This window comes from Verrucomicrobium sp. BvORR034 (assembly GCF_000739635.1).
GTDB lineage: Bacteria > Verrucomicrobiota > Verrucomicrobiia > Verrucomicrobiales > Verrucomicrobiaceae > Verrucomicrobium.
Genome location: NZ_BATQ01000198.1, coordinates 1 through 672, shown reverse-complemented (window position 1 = coordinate 672; position 672 = coordinate 1). Strand labels below are relative to the sequence as shown.

Genomic DNA, 672 nt, shown 5'->3' with positions numbered 1-672 from the left:
CACCACTTTGCGTGAAGCTCCTTGCGCTGCGGGCTGCGGCCAGTGGAAGCGCCCCTTCTCCAGACGTTTGGCGCACACCCACAAGCCCGAGCCGTCCCAGTAGAGAGCTTTGAGGCGGGTGCGCTGCTTGTTGCAAAAGACAAAGAGGTGGCCGCTCAAAGGATCCTCGCGCAACAGGCCGGAGGCGAGGGCGAGCAGCCCCTCAAAGCCCAGGCGCATGTCAGCGCCGCCTGCCAGCAGGTGGACTTTGGTGGCCGGGCCCAGGCTTAACATGGGGCACCTCCCTGTCTGGCATGGAGAAGCTCAAGGAGAACGGCCACTTCATCGCGGTCAAAGCCTGAGGGGACGTGCAGATGCCAGAGGCCGTCTGCGATGACATAAACCGAGCCGGGAAGCCCCGCAACGGTGCCCCTTGGAGGTGAGGAAACTTCCACTGGGAGCCATTGAGGCGGCGCAGTCTCAGAGGAGTGCTCCTGGAGTTCAACACGGCGACGCCAGGCGCAGAGGCTTGAGACGCTCAGAGAGTGATGCTGGCAAAAAGTTGCGAGGGTCAGACCGCTGGATTGGAACTGGCGCACCAGACGACGGCGTTGCGCGGAAGTGTATCGAGGCATGCGCGAACACTTGCCCGGCTGTGCTCCGCGCACCAGACGGCCTTGCTGATCTGCTTAC

General features: G+C 63.2%; 1 protein-coding gene. It reads right to left on the bottom strand.

The window, feature by feature from the left end:
* On the bottom strand, positions 1 to 273 hold a 273-nt coding region (gene tnpB, locus BV034_RS34100), incomplete at its 3' end, for an IS66 family insertion sequence element accessory protein TnpB (protein ID WP_050031401.1).
* Positions 274 to 672: the final 399 nt, after the last annotated feature.